Here is an 18,955-nt window from a genome sequence, read left to right on the forward strand (position 1 = left end):
TCGGGGTTTTACGACGCGTTTTCTATCTTCTCTAAGGCTTCGGGGTTCTCGATACTGCTCATATCTCCGAGGTCCTCGCCAGCGTAGATGGCCGAGATGGCCCGGCGGATAATCTTTCCAGATTGGGTCTTCGGGAACTCGTCCACGAAGAGAATCTCGCGGGGACGGAACGGCTTGCCGAGTTCGTCGCCGACGACACCCCGGAGTTCCTCGCGTAGGTCGTCGCTCGCTTCGAAATCGTCTTCCAGGACGACGTACGCGACGACGGCAGTGCCCGTGGTGTCGTCGGGGACGCCGACGGCGGCGGCCTGATTCACGGCGGCGTGTTCGATGAGCGCGCCTTCGACTTCCGCGGGACCGACTTTTCGACCGGCCACGTTGAGGGCGTCGTCGGCACGGCCATGTAAGAACCAGAAGCCGTCTTCGTCTTTCTGGGCCCAGTCGCCGTGGTCCCAGAGGTTCTCCCACGACGACCAGTAGGTGTCGAGGTAGCGTTCGTCGCCCTCCCAGAGGCTCTTTGTCATCGACGGACAGGAGTCGCGAGCGACGAGGAAGCCACGTTCGTTGGTGTCGGCAACCGACTCGCCCGACGAATCCACGATATCGATATCCATCCCGAGGCCAGGGCCACCGAGTGAACACGGCTTGAGGGGTTGGGTCGGCATCGGCATGAGGAAACAGCCGCAGATTTCGGTCCCGCCGGAGATGTTGATAATCGGGGCTTCGCCGCCGCCGACGTTCTCGTAGAACCACATCCACGACTCGGGGTCCCACGGTTCGCCGGTAGAGCCCAGCAAGCGCAGACTCGAGAGGTCGTGTCTCTCGACGTAGTCGTCGCCGTACTTTCGCAGGGCACGAATCGCGGTGGGAGAGATACCGAAGGTGGTGATGCGGTGGCGCTCTATCATGTCCCAGAACCGGTCGGGCTCGGGGTAGTCTGGCGCGCCTTCGTACATGAAGATGGTGCCGGCGAACGTGTGATTCCCGATGAGCGTCCACGGGCCCATCATCCAGCCGATGTCCGAGACCCAAAAGAAGCGGTCGGCGGGTTTCTGGTCGAACCCGAAGTGAATCTCTTTCGCTGTCTGCATCTGCACACCCGCGTGGGTGTGCACGATTCCTTTCGGCTTCCCCGTCGTTCCCGACGAGTACAGGAGCATGGACTCGGCGTCCGAGGGGAGGTGTTTCGTCTCGTACTCGCTTTCTGCTTCGTCGACGGTGTCTGCCCACCACTCGTCGCGGCCGTCTGTCCACGGGACGTCGGTGGCGTCTTCACTGTCTTCGTCGCCGTCTCCGAATCGTCGGTAGACGACGGTGTGTTCGACACATCCTGCTTCTTCGATAGCCTCGTCGGCAGTCTCTTTCAGTCGGACCTCCGACCCGCGACGGTAGAAGCCGTCGGCCGTAAAGAGGACCGAACACTCTGGGTCTTCGAGACGGGTTGCAGTCGCGTCTACGCCGAACCCAGAGAAGATGGGGACGGCGATCGCACCGACTTTGAAACAGCCGTAGAGAATCGAGATGACTTCGGGAACCATCGGCATGTAGAGGCCGACGGTGTCACCGGTCTCTATCCCGTAAGATTCGAGGACGTTGGCGACGCGGTTGGCTTCGCGATACAGGTCGTGGTAGGTCCGCTGGACGACCTCACCGTCTTCGCCCTCCCAGATACAGGCGACGCGATTTCGGTTGGGCGAGTCGACTGCCGCGTGGCGGTCCAGTACGTTGTGTGCGACGTTGATTTCGCCACCCGGATACCAGTCGGAGAACTGGGGGCCGTCGGTGTCGTCTCGAACCTCGTCGTAGTCTTCGTAGAAGTCGATATCGAGATAGTCGACGAGTTCGTCCCAGAACCACTCGACGCCCGATTCGCCGATTCCCGGAAGCTCAGTCGTGGTTCGTTCGATGAGTTCGTCGTAATCATCGATGTCGTACTCCCGCATGAAACGCGTGACGTTGGCGTCCGCGACGAACGCCGGGTCGGGGTCGTGCACCACCGTGTCGGTATCGGGTACGTCCATGCGTCGTCGTACCGTAACGAAGACCATGAATCTTTACCGTTCGATGATGTGGGAAGACCCCACGGCACCGAATCGGCCTACCTGGCCGGGGTGTTTTTATCGGCGGGAGCGGTATACCTCGGTATGTACGTCCGGGATGCCAAGAACCGAGACGAGGCCTGGTTGCTCGATGCACTCGAGGACCTCGCACTCGACGACGCTGCGTTCCGCTCCCGCGACTACGTCATCGCACTGGACGAGGAGACGAACGAGAAGGCGGGGTTCGGTCGAATCCGGGTCCACAAAGGTGACGAGTCGTTCTGCGAGATTACCTGTGTTGGCGTTCCCGAGCGCTGGCGTGGACAGGGTGTCGGTGCCCACGTCGTCGAGCGACTCGTCGACCGAGCGACTGCCGAAGGATACGACACCGTCTTCGGCTTTTCGTCCGCCTACAGATACTGCGTCCAGTTCGGATTCGACCCCGTCGATGCGTCCGACCTCCCCGAACGGGTCGAGGCCCGATTCGAACAGGTCAAATCGAGTGACTCCGACGCGATTGCGGTCCGACTCGACAACGACGACTTCTCCATGCCGGACCGACTCCGAGAACGGTTCAAGCAGGCGACCCCGGCACCGACAGAAGGCGAGGCCGAACCCGAACTCACGGCCGAAGACTTCGGCTACGACGAAGAGACACCGACGAAATACTCGACGAACCTTCGGCGGTAAGTCGGCCTCGGCCTGGTCCGGTCTTTTTTAGACAGGGTCGGTTCGGTCTATTCTGACCAAGTTAGGTTCGGCCTTCGAGGAAGTCCGTGCTGAAGACGATCCACGTCAGCACGCTACAGAAGAGAATCGGCGGGAGGATAGCGAACCCCCAGAGTGGTTCGAGTCCCTGCATCAAGATGAGAACCACGTCGGCGAGTCCGAGTGCGAGAAACGGTGCAGTCGCCAATGCGGCCCGTCTCCGATTTTTTCCACCCTCTTCTTCCGGGAGCGGTCCAGGCGATGGTTCACCGGTCGAAGACGACGTGGAGGTCGACGAGGGCGCGTCCATGGTCGTCTCTGGGGACCCGACGAGCAAAAACGGTCCGCCTTTCGCTCGGCGAAGTTTCGGGTGTGTTCGCGGCGAACGTTCAGGCGTCTTCGAGTCGAGACGCGAACTCGACGAGACCGAACAGCACCGCGAGGACGACTGCCGACACGACCATCCCGTAGAGGCTGAACGCGACGGGCGACGTCGGCAGCGTGAGGGTCCCGAACAGCGTTATTTCGGTGACCACTTGGCCACCGTTCTCTCCGATGAATACGCCGAGAATCCCCGAGATAATCACCACGCTCGCGCCGACGAGCAAGAGGATGTCTCGGCCGCCAAACCGTTCGTTCACGCCGGCCGCTACGGACCGGATAGTATAGTCGTTTACGGGGCGTGACGGGTGGACTACGACGAGACAGAGAGACTACGACGAGACGACCCGTCTCTCGATACCCGACGTATCCGACGTGTCTGTGCGACGTCGGGAGACGAACGAACTAAGCAACCTCACACGAACTTTCGCCACACGATGCCCGAACCTCTCGTCGAACGTGCCCGTGAGGCACTCGACAACGCCTACGTTCCGTACTCCGAGTACACCGTCGGTGCCGCTCTCAGAACGGCCGATGGCACAGTCTACGTCGGGTGCAACATCGAGAACGCCAACTACTCGAATAGCCTCCACGCCGAAGAAGTCGCTATCGCGGAGGCAGTAAAGAACGGTCACACCGAGTTCGACCGACTCGTCGTCACGTCGGGTGCTCGTGACGGCGTCACTCCGTGTGGGATGTGCCGACAGACGATTGCAGAGTTCGCAGACGAGGACCTCGAAATCGTCTGTGACCTCGGTGGCGACGACGTGGCCGAGTACACGCTCGGAGAACTCTTGCCGAACACCATCTCGCTGGACACGCTCGAAGCGGCGGCAGAAAAGCGCTCCCGCGACGAGTAACGTGCCGTCACCTGCCGACACGCGTCTCCATTCACTGGCGCTCGCAGTGCTGGTCGTCCTCTCTGGGTGTGCGGGGTTCTCTCCGGCCCCACCGGTTGCAGAGGGCACCGCACCCGATTCGCCGGCCGACGTCGTCCGCGGTCACCCCACGTCGAACGCCTCGGCAGTCTCGCCTCCGTCGTCGGATGTCGATTTTCGCCCTGCACGTAATCCGTGGAATCACACGCCACTCGTCGTCGCAATCGACGCACTGGACGATAACCGAACGTACGCACCACTCGTCACGTCGGCAATCGAGTACTGGCGGTCGAACGCCTCGGGAGACTCCGAGGGTGCGTCAGGCGACTCCGAGGACGTGACTCCCCCCGCGTACAACCCGGCGTTCGTCGTCGTTCCGAACGCCTCCGACCCGGACGTTCGCGTCTCGGTCGTCGACTCTATCGAGTCGTGCGGGGCGTACGACGGCCCCGACGCCGTCGGGTGTGCACCGCTCTTGGACGCCGCGAGTTCAGTCGACGCGCCCGTCTCAGTTGTCGTCGCAGACGGATACGACGACGCGACGACTGTCTCCGTACTCACCCACGAGTTTGGCCATCTCCTCGGGTACACACACGACGATGCCGAGTCACATCCAGTGATGGGGACACACCTCGAGACGACTCGCCTGCCCGTCGCGAACGCGTCGACGCGTGCGGTTCCGTTCCGTGACGAGACGCTCTCTGTCTACGTCGACCTCTCGAACGTCTCCGACGCCGAGCGCGAGGCGTACGACGCTGAACTCGACCACACCCTTCGGTACTACGAGTCGGGCGCAGACGGGTTCACACCCGAGGCTGTCGAACTCACTCGCGTGTCGAATCGGTCTCGCGCACAGGTCGTCGTGCGTGTCGTGACGTTCCGGGAGGGTCCGTCAGGCGTACGCTGGCGGCGAACTGGTGAGTCGGTGGACGACGACCCGGCGTACGAGTGGTACACCGGCGGAACGATTCTCGTCGATACTCGACTCGGCCCGTCGTTGGTCGATTGGTACGTCGGTGCCGGGGTCGGATATCTCCTCGGCGCAAACGACCGCGCTGAGTTACCGCCACCCTTCCGCGACAGCGACCTCCGTGACGACCCGTCGTGGCGGGGCGTGGCGAACGAGACCGTTTGAAACGACGACATCGATTTCGAAGAACGCAAGAATTTCCCTTGTTCCCCTGGGAGTAGTCGTATGAACGACAGTGAGGACCCGAACGCCGAGGTCCAGTACCATCTCGAAGTCGCACCCGAGGACCTCGCGAACGCGGTTTTGCTCCCTGGGAATCCCGAGCGCGTCGACAAGGTAACCGCGCTGTGGGACGACCACGAGGAGAAAGCGTACCACCGCGAGTACCGAACTGCGACCGGTACGTACGACGACACACCGATTTCAGTCACCTCTACGGGTATCGGTAGTCCGTCGGCGGCAATCGCTGTCGAGGAACTCGCACGCGTCGGCGTCGATACGTTTATCCGCGTCGGGTCGTGCGGTGCCATCCAACCAGAGATGGACGTCGGCGACCTCGTCATCACGTCGGGTGCAGTCCGACAGGAAGGCACGTCCAAAGAGTACGTCCGCGAGGATTACCCCGCGGTTGCCGACCAGGAAGTGGTCTCTGCGCTCGTCGCCGCGGCCGAACGACTCGGGTACGACTACCACGTCGGTCTCACGATGAGTGCAGACTCCTTCTACGCCGGCCAGGGTCGCCCCGGATTCGAAGAGTTCCGCGCTGCAGGCTCCGAGTCACTCGTCGAAGAACTCCAGAACGCGAACGTCAAAAACATCGAGATGGAGGCGTCGGCACTCTTGACCATCGCCAACATCTACGGTCTCCGCGCCGGTGCTGTCTGTTCGGTCTACGCGAACCGTGTCACTGGTGAGTTCCGAACCGAAGGGGAATCTCGTGCGGCCGAAGTCGCGAGTCTCGCAGTCCACCTCCTCGCGAAGATGGACGCGGTCAAACAGGAGGCCGGTGTCGACCACTGGCACGCCGGACTGAGCATCGAGTAATCCGACAACCGTCGAACCCGAATTTCGACGCTACGGCACGTATAGACCCAAAATAGACAGGTATCAGGAGACGGTTTCAAAGCCCCTTTATCCGATGACTGCAGAGACGACGACATGAGCACGCAGGTCGTCGTCCTTGGCTCGGGTTACGCTGGGGCCGGCGCAGTAAAACGCCTCGAAAAGGAACTCGGCCACGACGCAGAACTGACGTGGGTCGCAGAGAACGATTACCACCTCGTCCTCCACGAAGTCCACCGATGTATTCGTGACCCGAGTGTCGAATCGAGCATCGCGATTCCCATCGACGACGTCAAATCGGCTTCGACGACGTTCGTCAAGGGTCGAGCGACCGACGTCGACGTCGACGAACGTGTCGTCGAACTCGAAGGGGGCGACACGGTCGACTACGATTACCTGCTCGTCGCGATAGGGTCTTCGACGGCGTTCTTCGGTATCGACGGACTCGAAGAGTTCGCACACCAACTGAAAGGTCTCGACGACGCCCGCGAGATTCACCAGGACATCAAGCAGGCCGCAACAGACGCCTCCCGCGACGACCCCGCACAGGTCGTCATCGGTGGTGCCGGTCTCTCCGGCATCCAGTCGGCCGCCGAAGTCGCGGAGTACCGCGACCTGAACCGCGCACCCATCGACATCAAACTCGTCGAGGGGATGGACGAAATCTTCCCTGGCAACGACCCCGAACTGCAGGGTGCGCTCCGCCGCCGACTCGAAGAGCTCGATATCGACATCCTGACTGGCGACTTCATCTCGAAAGTCGACGAGGAGACTGTCTTCATCGGTGGTGGCGAAGACGAAGCACCGGAGGAACTCGCCTACGACGTGCTCGTCTGGACCGGCGGTATCACCGGACAACCCGAAGCGAGCGACCTCGAACTCGAACAGGACGAGCGCTCCCACCGCTTCTTCGCTGAAGAGGACTTCCAGACGAGCGACGAACGCGTCTTCGCAGTCGGTGACTGTGCACTCGTCGAGCAGGGCCCCGACAACGTCGCGCCGCCGACGGCGCAGGCCGCTTGGGACGCCGCAGACGTCGCCGGCGCGAACGTCGCGCGTGCCATCGACGGCCAACCGCTCGAGCGCTGGTCGTTCACCGACAAAGGGACGGTCATCTCTATCGGTGAAGACGCCGTCGCCCACAACGTCAAGTTCCCCGTCGTCGGCGAGTTCCCGGTCAACGTCTTCGGTGGTCCGCTCGCGAAGATGCTGAAGAAGGGCATCGCTGCGAACTGGATTGCCGACGTGACTGGTGTGGGCCGCGCGGCCTCGGCTTGGAACGACCTGTAGACGACTACTACGACCGACTGTCCTCGGAACCGTCACCGGGGAACAGCACTGTCTTGCGATTTCTCTCTTTCATCCGGTTTTCGGCCGCGTTTGCAGCGCTCGAACCTCTCTACCGGCCGCAGCGCTGTGTCGCTGTACGACTCGAAAATGGCGTTCAGAGAAAAGAAAATAGACGTCGACTCGGTTAGTGCGACGCTTCGCCAACCGGCGCTTCCATATCGTCGATGCGGAGGATGAGGATGTTGCTCGTGTCGTCCTTGCCGTCGAGCGTTCCGTCGATGACGAGTCGCGACAGCGGCGTCGGACCGACGCGAATCTTGTCTCCCTCGTGGAAGTCACGAACCGAGCCCTGGACGTGAATCTCGGCGCGGCAGAGTTCGGGGTGGTGGACGCTCGACAGGTCGATTTCGTCGACGTTGACGCCTTCGACTCGGTCGTCGTTGTGGAACAGCGGAACCGACGCAGGCTCGTCCATCTTCTCGACGTCGAGTGCCTCGTACGCGTTCGCCGTCGGCTTGTAGCCACCTTTCGGACCGGGTACACCTTCGACCAGTTGCAGTGCTTTCAGGCTCTGCATCTGGTTGCGAATCGTTCCGGGGTTCCGGTTGACCTCCTCCGCGATGTCTTCGCCCTTCACCGCGTCTTCAGATTCTCGGTAGAGGTTGATGAGTGCAGTGAGGATAGTTTTCTGACTCGAAGTCAGTTCGATTGATGACATGGAGAGTGGTTCGCTACATACGTCCTTAAATCCGATGGATGATAGGTCGAATCTTCCGTTCGCCATCGGTGTAACGAACACCTATTCAGGAATGTATCGCGAGACTGACCGTCGAACATCCCGTGTCGACAACACTTTAGGGCTTAGCAGAGTCCAGTCGATTATGAACGGGAAACGAGTCCTTGTCACTGGCGGCGCTGGATTCATCGGGTCCAATCTCGCGAACACTCTCGCCGCAGACAACGAGGTCGTCGCAATCGACGACCTGTATCTGGGCACACCCGAAAACCTCGACGAATCAGTCGAGTTCCACGACGTGAGCGTCCTCGACGACGACCTGCCAACCGAGGGTGTCGACGTCGTGTTCCACCTCGCAGCGCTGTCGTCGTACTCGATGCACGAAGACGACCCGACGCTCGGCGCTCGCGTCAACGTCGAAGGCTTCGTCAACACGGTTGAACAGGCCCGAGACGACGGGTGTGACACTGTCGTCTACGCCTCCACGTCTTCGATTTACGGGTCGCGAACCGAACCCTCGCCCGAGGAGATGCCAGTCGAGGCACGAACCGGGTACGAGGCGTCGAAACTCGCCCGTGAACGCTACGCTGAGTACTTCCACCACCACTACGACATGCAACTCGCCGGCCTGCGCTTTTTCTCCGTCTATCAGGGCTTCGGCGGCGCGGAAGAACACAAAGGCGAGTACGCGAACACCGTCGCACAGTTCGCCGACAAGATAGCCAACGGCGAGCGCCCCGAACTCTTCGGGGACGGGTCCCAGACCCGCGACTTCACGCACGTAGACGACATCGTCCGTGGCATCGAACTCGCTGCCGACAACCGACTGAACGGTATCTACAACCTCGGGACGGGCGAGAGCTACTCGTTCAACGAGATGGTCGGGATGATAAACGAAGTGCTCGGAACCGACGTGGAACCGAAGTATATCGAGAACCCACTGGAGGTGTACGTCCACGACACGATGGCCGACTGTACCAAGATTCGTGAGGCGACCGGATGGGAACCCGAGATTACGTTCGAAGAGGGCGTCGAACGCGTCTGCGAACCGTACCGCTCCGACTAACCGCTGGTTCGGACGGCGGAGTCGCTGTTCTTTGTCGCCGGTAGTTTCGACGAAATAGTCCACGATGCTGAGTATTCCGATGCCACTAAACACCCCGACTGAGTGGATTCACCATGGAACGGAACGTTCGAATTCTCGGCGCACCGACGGACTACGGTGCGAATCGACGTGGCGTGGATATGGGCCCGTCTGCGATTCGATATGCGGGACTCACGTCACAACTCGAGGATGCTGGTGTCAGGCCGGAAGACGCAGGCGACCTGCGCGTCCCACACCACGCGACCCGCGACGCCGACGCCGGTGCGGACAACGCGAAGCATATCCACGAGGTCGAAGAAGTCTGTACGGCGCTCGCTGACGCCGTCTCGTCGACGATTGCTGAAGGAGCGACACCGCTCGCGCTCGGTGGCGACCACTCTATCGCCATCGGGTCGATGGTCGGGAGCGCCCGAGACGCCGACATCGGCGTCGTCTGGTTCGACGCCCACGGCGACTTCAACACGCCCGGTACGTCGCCGTCTGGAAACGTTCACGGGATGCCCCTCGCCGCAGCACTCGGTATCGGTGACTTCGAGGGTGTCGAGTGGGCGAACGCCGCGGGTCTGAGAGAAGAAAACGTCGCTATCGTCGGCCTCCGCGACGTCGACGTAAACGAGACGGCGGCGATTCACGCCAGCGACGTCACTGCCTACACGATGTCCGACATCGACGAACACGGCATCACCGAGATAACGCAGGAGGCACTCGACGTGGCGACGAGCGGAACCGACGGCATCCACGTCAGCCTCGACCTCGACTGGTTGGACCCCAGAGAAGCACCCGGTGTGGGGACCCCTGTCCGCGGTGGCGCAACTTATCGTGAGGCGCACGCCGCGATGGAACTCGTCGCCGAATCGGGCGCGATGCGCTCGATGGAACTCGTGGAGGTCAACCCCATCCTCGACCAGCACAACGAGACTGCAGCGCTCGCGACCGAACTCGCCGCCAGCGCTTTCGGGAAGCGTATCCTCTGATGGCTGCCCCGAGAGACGCCCCGGCCCCGCACGACTTGGCCGCCGGTGTCGTCGTCATACGTGACGACGGCATCCTCGCCGTCTACGAGAAAGACCGTTGGGGACTCCCGAAAGGTGGGTCCGAACCTGGGGAGTTCTTCTACGAGACGGCCGCCCGCGAGGCAGCAGAAGAGACCGGAATCGACGTCGACATTCAGTCACTCGCGTTCACGAGTGAGATTCGCGGCCCTGACAGACGTATCTACCTGCAGCGATTCTATCACGCGACTGCCGTCAGTCCGGAGGCGACGCCGACGCCGAGCGACCCGGACGACGAAATCGAGGACGCGGCGTTCATCCCCCTGTCGGAACTCGGACGGACGTTCACGTATCGCCCACGGGTCGAACCACTCCGTGATTGGCTCGAAGACCGCAAACCGAGACACTACACGTACGACCTGACGAACGAACCGTCACACGTCGACGAGTAAGCTCTGTAGAACCCCTCGAATCGATTTAGGGCCGTCCGTTTCATTTTTGCAAGAAAACAGCGTACAGCGTCGGAAGAGTCGTTATTCCTCGGCTGGGCCGTCTGAGTCGTCTGCGTCGGCCGCGTCGCCGGAGTCGTTCGTCTCCGCCAGTTCGTCCAGTTCGTCGGCGTCTGACGCCACTTCGTCTTCGAGTTCTTCGTCTTCGGTCGTCATCGTCGGCGGAATCACGTCGACGGAGGCGACGGTGTCGCCCGCGTCGAGGTCCATGACGATGACGCCCATCGTGTTGCGCCCGACCGTCGAGATATCTTCGACGGGGGTGCGGACGATTTGGCCGTCGTCGGACATGACGACGAGGTGGTCGCCTTCGCCGACGGTGTTGATGGCACAGACGGGGCCGTTTCGTTCGTTCGTCTTGATGTCGATGAGGCCCTTTCCGTTACGCGACTGCGGGCGGTACCTGTCGAGGTCCGTGCGCTTACCGTAGCCGTTTTCGGTGACGGTCAGAATCCAACTGTGGTGTTCTTCGTCGATTGCGGCGACACCGGCGACTCTGTCGTCGCCCGTGAGTTTGATGCCGCGAACACCGCGGGCCGAGCGACCCATCGCCCTGACTTCGTCTTCGTCGAAGCGGATAGACATCCCCTGTTCGGTGCCGATGACCAGGTCGTGGCCACCGTGGGTGACTTCCACGTCGGCGAGTTCGTCGCCGTCGTCGAGTTTGGTGGCGATGATACCCGTCGAGAGGATGTTCTGGAACTCGTCGATGTTGGTGCGCTTGATGTACCCACTGCGGGTCACCATCGTCAGGTAGCCGTCGACCTCCTCTATGTCGTCGCAGTTGACGACGGCGGTAATCTCTTCACCGTCGTCGAAGTCGAGCAGGTTGACCGCGGACTTCCCGCGGGCAGTCCGAGACATCTCCGGCACCTGGTAGGCTTTGAGTTGGTAGACCTGTCCGTGGTTGGTGAAACACAACAGGTCGTCGTGGGTGTTCGTGACGAACACCGACGACACTCTATCGCCTTCTTTCAGGTCAGTCCCGATGATGCCCTTTCCACCGCGGTGCTGGGCGCGGAAGCGCGAGACGGGCATGCGCTTGATGTAGTCGTCTTCGCTGACGACGACGACGACGTCCTCTTCGGGGATGAGGTCCGCACGCGTGACTTCGCCAGTGTTGGCGACGAACGACGTCCGCCGGTCGTCGGCGTACTCGTCTTTGATGTCGAGGAGTTCGGACTCGATGACTGCGTCGAGTTCCTCCGCGTCGCCGAGGATAGTTTCGAGGCGTTCGATGGTCGCCTGGACGTCCTCGTACTCGTCTTCGATTTCGGCCGCCTCCATCGAGGTGAGCGAACCGAGTTGCATCGAGACGATGTGGTTGGCCTGGTCTTCGGAGAAGTCGAAGGTGGGCAGCGGTTCGCCGTCGACTTCGACGACGACCTCGCCGCGGAGGGCGGCCTTCGCGTCGTCACGACTCTCAGAGTTCCGAATCGTCTCGACGACGTCGTCGATGTTGTCGAGCGCTTTCAGGCGGCCTTCGAGGATGTGTGCTCGGTCTTCGGCCTCGGCGAGTTCGTACTCGGAGCGCCGGCGCACCACGTCACGGCGGTGGTCGAGGTAGTGCTGGAGCGTCTCCTTCAGCGTGAGGACTCGCGGTTGGCCGTCCACGAGGGCGAGGTTGATGACGCCGAACGTGGATTCGAGGTGGTTATCGAGCAGTTGGTTCTTGACGACTTCTGCAATCGCGCCGCGCTTGAGTTCGATGACGACGCGGATGCCGTCTCGGTCGGATTCGTCGCGGATGTCGCGGATACCCTCGATTTTACCGGCGTTGACGTCGTCGGCGATGCGCTCGATGAGGCGGGCCTTGTTCTCCTGATACGGGAGTTCGTTGATGATGATGCGGCCTTCCTCTTCTTCGACGGTGTAGTCGGCGCGGACACGGACGCGTCCGCGACCCGTCTTGTACGCCTTGTGAACCGCGTTGCGGCCGACGATGTTGGCACCAGTCGGGAAGTCTGGACCCTTGACGTGTTCCATCAGGTCGGCGACGGTGGCGTCGGGGTCTTCGATGAGTTCGACGGTCGCGTCGATGACTTCACCGAGATTGTGTGGCGGGATGTTCGTCGACATCCCGACGGCGATACCGGACGACCCGTTGACGAGCAGGTTCGGGAACGACGACGGGAGGACCGTCGGTTCCTGTTTGCGGTCGTCGTAGTTCGACTGGAAGTCGACGGTGTCTTTGTCGATATCGGCGAGGAGTTCCTCGGCGATAGAGGACATCCGCGCTTCCGTGTACCGCATGGCGGCCGGCGGGTCGCCGTCGACAGACCCGAAGTTCCCCTGGCCGTCGACGAGGGGATAGCGCATGGAGAAATCCTGCGCCATGCGTGCGAGCGTGTCGTAGATTGCAGAGTCGCCGTGTGGGTGGTAGTCACCCATCGTCTCGCCCACGATGGACGAGGACTTTCGGTGTGAGGAGTTGGAGGTGACGCCCGCTTGGTGCATCGCATAGAGGATGCGCCGGTGGACGGGTTTTAGGCCGTCGCGAACGTCCGGGAGCGCACGACCCGCGATGACCGACATCGCGTAGTCGATGTACGACTGCTCCATCTCGTCTTCGATGCGAGCGTTTCTAATCTCCGCCGCGATGCCCGCGCCGGGTTCGAAGGAATCAGGTGCGTCAGAACTCATATTAGATGTCTACCCACTCGGCTTCGGTCGCGTGTTCCTTGATGAACTCTTTTCGTGGTTCGACGGCGTCGCCCATCAGGATGTTAAACATTCGGTCGGCCGCCGCGGCGTCCTCGATAGTGATGCGCTTGAGGACGCGGTTCTCGGGCTTCATCGTCGTCTCCCACAGTTGGTCGGGGTTCATCTCACCGAGCCCTTTGAACCGCTGGACCTGCGTGGGGTTGCCGTTACATTTCTCTTCGATGATGCGGTCTCGCTCTTCTTCGTTCATCGCGTCGTAGGTGTTGCCACGGTAGCGGACGCGGTAGAGCGGCGGTTGGGCCGCGTAGACGTAGCCTGCTTCGATGAGTGGGCGCATGTGCCGGTAGAGCAGAGTGAGGAGCAACGTCCGAATGTGTGCTCCGTCGACGTCAGCGTCGGTCATCAGGATGATGCGGTTGTACCGCGCGTCTTCGATGTCGAACTCGTCACCGATGCCGGCACCGATGGCGGTGATGAGCGCGCGAACTTCGTTGTTCTGGAGGATGCGGTCGAGACGGTGTTTCTCGACGTTCAGAATCTTCCCGCGCAGTGGGAGAATCGCCTGGAACTTGCGGTCACGGCCCTGTTTGGCCGACCCGCCTGCGGAGTCACCCTCGACGACGAACAACTCGGATTCCGCTGGGTCGCGCGTCTGGCAGTCTGCGAGTTTGCCGGGGAGCGCAGTGGATTCGAGCGCAGATTTGCGTCGGGTGAGTTCTTCTGCCTGCTTCGCTGCTTTCCGAGCGCGTGCGGCCTCGACTGCTTTCGAGATGATGGCCTGTGCGACGTTCGGATTCTCCTCGAAGTAGGTGCCGAGTTTCTCGTGGGTGACGCTCTCGACGATACCGCGAACTTCGGAGTTGCCGAGTTTCGTCTTCGTCTGCCCCTCGAACTGCGGGTCGGGGTGTTTGATGGAGATGACGGCAGTGAGGCCCTCTCGAACGTCTTCGCCGCGGAGGTTCTCGCCGTCGAGGTCCGAGAGCATGCCCTCGGAGTTGGCGTAATCGTTGACGACACGGGTCAGTGCCGTCTTGAACCCGGTGAGGTGCGTCCCGCCTTCGCGCGTGTTGATGTTGTTGGCGAACGCGTGGACAGACCCTTGCAGTTCGTCGGTCGCCTGCATGGCGATTTCGACGGCGATGCCATCCGACTCGTCTTCGTAGTAGATGACGTCGTCGTGGAGTGACGTCTTCGTCTCGTCTAGATACTCGACGAACTCGCGAATACCACCCTCGAAGAGGAACGTACTCGACTGCTCGGTGCGCTCGTCGGTGAGCGTGATTTCGACACCAGAGTTGAGGAAGGCGAGTTCGCGCAGACGGTTTTCGAGCGTCTTGAATTCGAACTCGTCCGTCTCGAAGATATCGCCGTCGGGCCAGAATCGGATGACTGTCCCGGTATCTTCGCCCGGTTCGAGGTCTCGGACGCGTGTGAACTCGTCGGGAAGCGGTTCCCCGAGTTCGAAACGGTGTCGCCAGAGTGCGCCGTCGCGCTTGACCTCGACTTCCAGTTCCTTCGAGAGCGCGTTGACGACGGAGACACCGACGCCGTGGAGACCCCCAGAGACCTGGTACGATTTGTTGTCGAACTTCCCGCCAGCGTGGAGGATAGTCATGATGACTTCCAGGGCAGGTCGGTCGTACTGTTCGTGTGTATCCACCGGGATACCACGGCCGTTGTCCGAGACGCTCACTGACCCGTCTTCGTGAAGGGTCACTTCGATAGCGTCGCAATACCCCGCGAGTGCTTCGTCGATGGAGTTATCGACGACTTCGTAGACGAGGTGATGGAGTCCGCGAGAATCGGTGGACCCGATGTACATCGCCGGACGCTTCCGAACGGCTTCGAGCCCTTCGAGGACCTGAATCTGCCCGGCCCCGTACTCGTTATCCTGTGACATCTGAACTGGCCTAGGATAGCCCGTCCCTTAAAGCCTCGCACGCGCGGGCGCAAACTACTTACAGGAATGTCGCTTTGAGTGTCATCTGACGCCTCGACTCCGTCCGATTCGCCCTCTGCGTGGACCGAATCGAGACGCACTGCATCCGGCCACGTTCACTTTCACTCCGTTGCCGGAGAGTACTTAACGCGGGAATTGGTAGATGCGGCACAGGAAATGACGTCGTTCCAGTCGACGCTCGGCGAAGACGAGGGGATCGCAGAGGAGTTGGCAAAGGGCCAGCGAGAGATCTCCATCGCCGAGTTCTTCGAAAAGAACAAGCACATGCTGGGCTTCGACAGCGGAGCCCGTGGGTTGGTCACTGCCGTCAAAGAGGCAGTGGACAACGCACTCGACGCAACGGAAGAAGCGGGTATCCAACCCGATATCTACGTTGAAATCAGCGAGGTGCGCGACTACTATCGCCTCGTCATCGAAGACAACGGGCCGGGCATCACGAAAGAACAGGTGCCCAAAGTGTTCGGGAAACTCCTCTACGGTTCTCGGTTCCACGCACGCGAACAGTCCCGTGGTCAGCAGGGTATCGGTATCTCTGCAGCAGTTCTCTACTCACAACTGACCAGCGGAAAACCGGCGAAGATTACGAGTCGGACCCAAGGCTCTGCGGACGCCGAGTACTTCGAACTCGTCATCGACACGGACAAGAACGAACCCGAGATTCGCACGTCGAAGACGACGTCGTGGGACCGCCCCCACGGCACGCGAATCGAGTTGGAGATGGAGGCGAACATGCGTGCTCGCCAGCAACTTCACGACTATATCCTCCATACGGCAGTCGTGAACCCGCACGCGCGCTTCGAACTCCGGGAACCCGGCCTCGACGAACCGATGAAGTTCGAGCGGGCGACCGACCAACTCCCCCAACAGACGAGCGAGATTCGCCCGCACCCACACGGTGTGGAACTCGGGACGCTCCTGAAGATGCTCAGCGCGACGGAGTCGTACTCGGTCTCCGGATTCCTCCAAGAGGAGTTCACCCGCGTCGGCGCGAAGACGTCCTCGAAGATTATCGACTCGTTCCGCGACCGGCACTTCGGCCGCGAGATGACGTGGAAGACGCCCGCGTCCCACGAGGCCGAGGAACTCGTTGCCGTCGTCGAAGACGCCGTCGCCAACAAGGGCAAAGGACCGACCGCGGCGTTCGCCGAGGAACTCGTCGATATCGTCACGGGCAAGGACAGAATCGCCCACAGCGAACTCGAACAGATAGTCGGCAACGTGGCCGAATCGGTCGGTGAAGAGACGGACACCTCCTTCGGAGACACCGTCCAGGAGAACGTCGTCGAGGCAGTCTGGCCCGTCCTCACGGAAGACCGTGAGAGCGATATCTACGCCATCGTCGACGACGTGACGACGACGAAGAAGAGCGACGCCGGCAAAGTCTCTATCTCCCGGTCTATCGCGACACAGTTCGCCGAGACCACAGGACCGAAAGACCGCACATCCCACGACGACGTCACGGAGTTCGTCGTCTGGGCGGCCGAGCGGACCAAAGAACGCGAAGACGAGACCTACGGCGAGACGGCACAAGAGAAGATTATCGACGCGCTGTGGTCGCGGATGCGAACCGTCCCCGACGACGTGCCGAAAGTCCGGGAAATCGCAGGTGACCGCGACATCGCACGCGACCTCCTCGAAGGCATGCGCGAGGCGGACATCCTCGCACCGCCGACAGATTGTCTGTCGCCCATCACCGCAGAACTCGTCGAGGAAGGCCTGAAAAAGGAGTTCGACGCCGACTTCTTCGCCGCGGCCACCCGCGACGCCGAAGTCCACGGCGGCGACCCCTTCATCGTCGAAGCGGGCATCGCCTACGGTGGCGAACTCAAAGCCGAGGGAAGTATCGACCTGCTCCGATTCGCCAATCGCGTCCCACTGGTCTACCAGCAGGGTGCGTGTACCATCACACACGTCGTCAAGGACATTGGCTGGCGGAACTACGGCCTCGACCAACCGGGCGGAAGCGGGATGCCGAACGGCCCCGCCGTCCTCATGGTCCACGTGGCTTCGACGAACGTCCCCTTCACGAGCGAGTCGAAAGACGCACTCGCCGACGTTCCGGCGATTCAAGACGAAGTCGAACTCGCGATTCGTGAGGCGGCCCGCGAACTCAAATCCTACCTCTCGAAGCGCCGGTCGCTCCAGAAGCGCCGCAAGAAACAGGACGTCCTCGGCCGCATCCTCCCGCAGATGGCGACGAAACTCTCGGAGGTTACGGGCCGCGACGAACCCAACATCGAAGGTGCGCTCGCTCGTATCATGAACAACGTCAGTGTCGACCGCGACGTCGACGACGACACGGTGACGCTGACGGTGAAAAACTACTCCAGCACCATCGAGTCGCCCGACATCACGGATATCGTGACGGCCGAACCGCAGGGCCTCAACGGTGACGCGACCGTGGTCGACTTAGACGGCGAGTGGTTCGTCAAGTGGAACCCCGAGGTGTCGCCCGGCGACACGGTGACGCTCACGTACACGATTGCAGAGGACGCGTCGTTCGACATCAACGTCGACGGCGTCGAAGCAGAGAAACTCACGGTGAACGCATAATGGCATCCGATTCGAAGACATCCGAGGAGATCGCCCGCGAACGGCTTATCGACCTCGCAGCGGAGTTCTACGACCAGTTCGACCGGGGAGAGATTCCCGAGATGAAACTGCCGACGCGGACGAAGAGCAACATCGAATACGACGAAGACTCTCACGTCTGGGTCTACGGCGACCGAACCTCGACGCGGTCGGCAAACAGTGTCCGCGGCGCGCGGAAACTGCTGAAAGCCACGTACACCATCGAGTTCCTCGCCCGCCAACTCGACGAAGACCGCTCGTCCACCCTTCGTGAACTCTACTACCTCTCTGAGTCGTGGGACGCCCAGGAAGCCCACTTCTCGGACCAAGACGAGTCGAACCAGTTGGTAGAGGACCTCGAAATCGTCTCGAACGTCACTCGCGAGGACCTCCACATGCGGCCCGAAGAGTCGGGTGCGACGCTCATGGGTCCGTTGAAGATTCGCGAGCAGACCCGCCGTGGCGAACGCGAGATTCACTGCCAGGGCGACGTCGGCGAAGGTGGCTACCAGATTCCGAACAACCCGGACACCATCGAGTTCCTCGAACACGACATCGACTTCGTGATGTGTGTCGAGACCGGTGGTATGCGTGACCGCCTCATCGAAAACGGATTCGACGAGGACTACAACGCACTCATCGTCCACTTGAAGGGCCAACCTGCCCGTGCGACCCGTCGTATCACCAAGCGACTCCACGACGAACTCGACCTGCCCGTCGTGGTCTTCACAGACGGTGACCCGTGGTCCTACCGCATCTTTGGCTCTGTCGCGTACGGGTCTATCAAATCTGCCCACCTCTCGGAGTACCTCGCCACGCCCGAGGCCCGATTCGTCGGTATCCAACCCCAGGACATCGTCGATTACGACCTGCCGACCGACCCACTCGCGGATTCGGACATCAACGCCCTCCAGTCGGAACTCGAAGACCCGCGCTTCATGACCGACTACTGGGAAGAACAGATCGAACTCCAACTCGACATCGGGAAGAAGGCAGAACAGCAGGCGCTCGCGGCCCGTGGACTGGACTTCGTGACCGACGAGTACCTCCCGACGCGCCTCGACGAGATGGGCGTCATCTAACGGGAACG

The 18,955-nt window shown here is 61.4% G+C and carries 16 protein-coding genes; 10 read left to right on the top strand and 6 right to left on the bottom strand.

All coding sequences use genetic code 11. The features are described 5' to 3' along the window. Positions 1–8: 8 nt before the first annotated feature. A complete protein-coding gene (locus GJR99_RS01230) occupies positions 9–2,021 on the bottom strand; it encodes an AMP-binding protein (RefSeq protein ID WP_151108858.1) in 2,013 nt (670 codons plus the stop codon). Between the two features lie 123 nt (positions 2,022–2,144). Here GJR99_RS01230 and GJR99_RS01235 point away from each other — a divergent pair, with 123 nt between their 5' ends. After that, positions 2,145–2,729 (top strand): GNAT family N-acetyltransferase, encoded by a 585-nt coding sequence (locus GJR99_RS01235; RefSeq protein ID WP_151108859.1) that lies wholly within the window; start codon positions 2,145–2,147, stop codon positions 2,727–2,729. A 61-nt stretch (positions 2,730–2,790) separates the two neighbouring features. Here the strand turns inward: GJR99_RS01235 and GJR99_RS01240 are convergent, their stop codons facing one another. Both GJR99_RS01240 and GJR99_RS01245 read right to left on the bottom strand, forming a co-directional pair. Next, positions 2,791–3,057: a hypothetical protein gene (locus GJR99_RS01240; RefSeq protein WP_151108860.1), complete on the bottom strand. Its 267-nt coding sequence runs from the start codon at positions 3,055–3,057 to the stop codon at positions 2,791–2,793. Between the two features lie 79 nt (positions 3,058–3,136). Beyond that, positions 3,137–3,388, bottom strand: a complete 252-nt coding sequence (locus tag GJR99_RS01245; protein ID WP_151108861.1) for a DUF7520 family protein — start codon at positions 3,386–3,388, stop codon at positions 3,137–3,139. A 177-nt stretch (positions 3,389–3,565) separates the two neighbouring features. Between GJR99_RS01245 and cdd the strand changes: the two genes are divergently transcribed. The 4 genes from cdd (at position 3,566) to GJR99_RS01265 (ending at position 7,328) form a co-directional block, all read left to right on the top strand. Next, complete coding sequence (gene cdd, locus GJR99_RS01250; protein ID WP_151108862.1) at positions 3,566–3,988, top strand: cytidine deaminase; 423 nt, start codon at positions 3,566–3,568, stop codon at positions 3,986–3,988. 1 nt (position 3,989) lies between these two features. Then, on the top strand, positions 3,990–5,141 hold the full coding sequence (locus tag GJR99_RS01255; protein ID WP_151108863.1) for a zinc metalloprotease: 1,152 nt from the start codon (positions 3,990–3,992) through the stop codon (positions 5,139–5,141). A gap of 60 nt (positions 5,142–5,201) precedes the next feature. After that, entirely contained in the window at positions 5,202–6,020 is an 819-nt protein-coding gene (locus GJR99_RS01260) for a nucleoside phosphorylase (protein ID WP_151108864.1), read from the top strand. 114 nt (positions 6,021–6,134) lie between these two features. Next, a complete protein-coding gene (locus GJR99_RS01265) occupies positions 6,135–7,328 on the top strand; it encodes an NAD(P)/FAD-dependent oxidoreductase (RefSeq protein WP_151108865.1) in 1,194 nt (397 codons plus the stop codon). Positions 7,329–7,512: 184 nt separating this feature from the next. Here GJR99_RS01265 and GJR99_RS01270 read toward each other — a convergent pair whose 3' ends face one another. Continuing rightward, positions 7,513–8,046, bottom strand: coding sequence for an Rrf2 family transcriptional regulator (locus GJR99_RS01270; protein ID WP_151108866.1), 534 nt, complete (start codon positions 8,044–8,046; stop codon positions 7,513–7,515). 163 nt (positions 8,047–8,209) lie between these two features. Here GJR99_RS01270 and GJR99_RS01275 point away from each other — a divergent pair, with 163 nt between their 5' ends. The 3 genes from GJR99_RS01275 (at position 8,210) to GJR99_RS01285 (ending at position 10,613) form a co-directional block, all read left to right on the top strand. Next, the gene (locus GJR99_RS01275) at positions 8,210–9,130 is read left to right on the top strand and encodes an NAD-dependent epimerase/dehydratase family protein (RefSeq protein ID WP_151108867.1); all 921 of its coding nucleotides are present in this window, start codon (positions 8,210–8,212) and stop codon (positions 9,128–9,130) included. Positions 9,131–9,243: 113 nt separating this feature from the next. Then, positions 9,244–10,143 carry an arginase gene (gene rocF, locus GJR99_RS01280; protein ID WP_151108868.1) on the top strand — a complete coding sequence of 300 codons (900 nt, stop codon included), beginning with the start codon at positions 9,244–9,246 and terminating at the stop codon, positions 10,141–10,143. Continuing rightward, positions 10,143–10,613 (top strand): NUDIX domain-containing protein, encoded by a 471-nt coding sequence (locus tag GJR99_RS01285; protein ID WP_151108869.1) that lies wholly within the window; start codon positions 10,143–10,145, stop codon positions 10,611–10,613. The genes rocF and GJR99_RS01285 overlap by 1 nt, the downstream gene beginning before the upstream one ends. Positions 10,614–10,694: 81 nt before the next feature. Here GJR99_RS01285 and gyrA read toward each other — a convergent pair whose 3' ends face one another. Together gyrA and gyrB are read right to left on the bottom strand one after the other, a co-directional pair. After that, positions 10,695–13,313 carry a DNA gyrase subunit A gene (gene gyrA / locus GJR99_RS01290; protein WP_151108870.1) on the bottom strand — a complete coding sequence of 873 codons (2,619 nt, stop codon included), beginning with the start codon at positions 13,311–13,313 and terminating at the stop codon, positions 10,695–10,697. A 1-nt stretch (position 13,314) separates the two neighbouring features. Then, positions 13,315–15,234 (bottom strand): DNA topoisomerase (ATP-hydrolyzing) subunit B, encoded by a 1,920-nt coding sequence (gene gyrB / locus GJR99_RS01295; protein WP_151108871.1) that lies wholly within the window; start codon positions 15,232–15,234, stop codon positions 13,315–13,317. A gap of 216 nt (positions 15,235–15,450) precedes the next feature. Between gyrB and GJR99_RS01300 the strand changes: the two genes are divergently transcribed. Both GJR99_RS01300 and GJR99_RS01305 read left to right on the top strand, forming a co-directional pair. Next, positions 15,451–17,847: a DNA topoisomerase VI subunit B gene (locus tag GJR99_RS01300; RefSeq protein ID WP_151108872.1), complete on the top strand. Its 2,397-nt coding sequence runs from the start codon at positions 15,451–15,453 to the stop codon at positions 17,845–17,847. After that, positions 17,847–18,947 carry a DNA topoisomerase IV subunit A gene (locus tag GJR99_RS01305; RefSeq protein ID WP_151108873.1) on the top strand — a complete coding sequence of 367 codons (1,101 nt, stop codon included), beginning with the start codon at positions 17,847–17,849 and terminating at the stop codon, positions 18,945–18,947. The genes GJR99_RS01300 and GJR99_RS01305 overlap by 1 nt, the downstream gene beginning before the upstream one ends. Positions 18,948–18,955 lie beyond the last annotated feature (8 nt).

It is taken from the genome of Haloferax marinum, assembly GCF_009674625.1.
GTDB classification, from domain to species: domain Archaea; phylum Halobacteriota; class Halobacteria; order Halobacteriales; family Haloferacaceae; genus Haloferax; species Haloferax marinum.

Excerpts from the sequence above, each read along its gene's own strand:
- cdd (WP_151108862.1), top strand. The coding sequence starts at position 3,566 with ATGCCCGAACCTCTCGTCGAACGTGCCCGTGAGGCACTCGACAACGCC.
- rocF (WP_151108868.1), top strand. The coding sequence starts at position 9,244 with ATGGAACGGAACGTTCGAATTCTCGGCGCACCGACGGACTACGGTGCG.
- gyrB (WP_151108871.1), bottom strand. The coding sequence starts at position 15,234 with ATGTCACAGGATAACGAGTACGGGGCCGGGCAGATTCAGGTCCTCGAA.
- GJR99_RS01260 (WP_151108864.1), top strand. The coding sequence starts at position 5,202 with ATGAACGACAGTGAGGACCCGAACGCCGAGGTCCAGTACCATCTCGAA.
- GJR99_RS01270 (WP_151108866.1), bottom strand. The coding sequence starts at position 8,046 with ATGTCATCAATCGAACTGACTTCGAGTCAGAAAACTATCCTCACTGCA.
- GJR99_RS01265 (WP_151108865.1), top strand. The coding sequence starts at position 6,135 with ATGAGCACGCAGGTCGTCGTCCTTGGCTCGGGTTACGCTGGGGCCGGC.
- GJR99_RS01240 (WP_151108860.1), bottom strand. The coding sequence starts at position 3,057 with ATGGACGCGCCCTCGTCGACCTCCACGTCGTCTTCGACCGGTGAACCA.
- gyrA (WP_151108870.1), bottom strand. The coding sequence starts at position 13,313 with ATGAGTTCTGACGCACCTGATTCCTTCGAACCCGGCGCGGGCATCGCG.
- GJR99_RS01235 (WP_151108859.1), top strand. The coding sequence starts at position 2,145 with ATGTACGTCCGGGATGCCAAGAACCGAGACGAGGCCTGGTTGCTCGAT.
- GJR99_RS01305 (WP_151108873.1), top strand. The coding sequence starts at position 17,847 with ATGGCATCCGATTCGAAGACATCCGAGGAGATCGCCCGCGAACGGCTT.
- GJR99_RS01300 (WP_151108872.1), top strand. The coding sequence starts at position 15,451 with ATGACGTCGTTCCAGTCGACGCTCGGCGAAGACGAGGGGATCGCAGAG.
- GJR99_RS01285 (WP_151108869.1), top strand. The coding sequence starts at position 10,143 with ATGGCTGCCCCGAGAGACGCCCCGGCCCCGCACGACTTGGCCGCCGGT.
- GJR99_RS01230 (WP_151108858.1), bottom strand. The coding sequence starts at position 2,021 with ATGGACGTACCCGATACCGACACGGTGGTGCACGACCCCGACCCGGCG.
- GJR99_RS01275 (WP_151108867.1), top strand. The coding sequence starts at position 8,210 with ATGAACGGGAAACGAGTCCTTGTCACTGGCGGCGCTGGATTCATCGGG.